At 56.2% G+C, this 888-nt stretch carries 1 protein-coding gene; it reads left to right on the forward strand.

What is annotated here, in order from left to right:
- The first annotated feature begins 147 nt into the window (after positions 1-147).
- Positions 148-654, forward strand: a complete 507-nt coding sequence (locus FS320_RS44280) for a Ros/MucR family transcriptional regulator (protein ID WP_152718767.1) — start codon at positions 148-150, stop codon at positions 652-654.
- The last annotated feature ends 234 nt before the right edge of the window (positions 655-888 follow it).

An 888-nucleotide genomic window follows, 5' to 3' on the forward strand; every position in this document is an offset into this window, starting at 1 on the left:
GAGTGTGGCACAGGGCAATTGGTGGCAGGGATTAGTCTCAACAACCAAATCCTACGCTGCTTCAAGTGCTTAAGCTACACTCGCCAGCCTTCATCAACCTTCCCATGCATAAGAACGGCTAGATCCTGATAGAGCCAGCGCTGAGTTATGGATCAGCCTGAACAACAGCTAGACTTCGCCAGCATTACCGCAGACATCGTTTCGTCCTATGTCGCCAACAACGCGGTCCATCGGACTGATCTGCCGAACGTGATTGCATCCGTCCATGCTGCGCTCCAAGGATTAACTGCTCCGAAGCAAACGGAGCCCGAAAAGCCAGAGCCGGCTGTTTCGATCCGCAGGTCCATCACACCTGACTTCCTGATTAGCCTCGAAGACGGCAAGAAGTATAAGACGTTCAAGCGTCATCTCGGGAAGCTGGGACTGACGGCTGAGAAGTATCGTGCAAAGTGGGGGCTCCCTGCCGATTACCCCATGGTTGCGCCCAACTATGCTGCGAAGCGGTCTGAGCTCGCCAAAAGCAGCGGCCTCGGTCAGCAGCGAAGGAAGACTACCGCGAAAGCAGTTGCAGCGCCGGAGGAGACGGTCACGGCACGCGCTGAATCCTCCATGCCAAAACGCGGCAGGCCTTCCAAGAAGTCGGCAAGTGAATAAGCATACTCGGGCTGGGCGCATCCGTGCCTGGCCCTCCTCGGCCAAAGGACTGGCGCTAAGCTATCGCCTCAGCTGCCTCCGGTTGGGCTTCCTTTGCAATGATATGTGAGGGAAAGATGCCTTCTTTGACCGCAGCTCCTTCGAACCATCTGCAGGTTATCTCGCGACCATCGACCTCAACAACGGTCATCCGATGAGAGGGGTAAGCAATCAGATGCACGACATCGCCAACGC

This window comes from Microvirga tunisiensis (assembly GCF_009296175.1).
GTDB lineage: Bacteria > Pseudomonadota > Alphaproteobacteria > Rhizobiales > Beijerinckiaceae > Microvirga > Microvirga tunisiensis.

Coding starts and splice junctions, on each gene's coding strand:
- FS320_RS44280 (WP_152718767.1), top strand. CDS start 148: ATGGATCAGCCTGAACAACAGCTAGACTTCGCCAGCATTACCGCAGAC.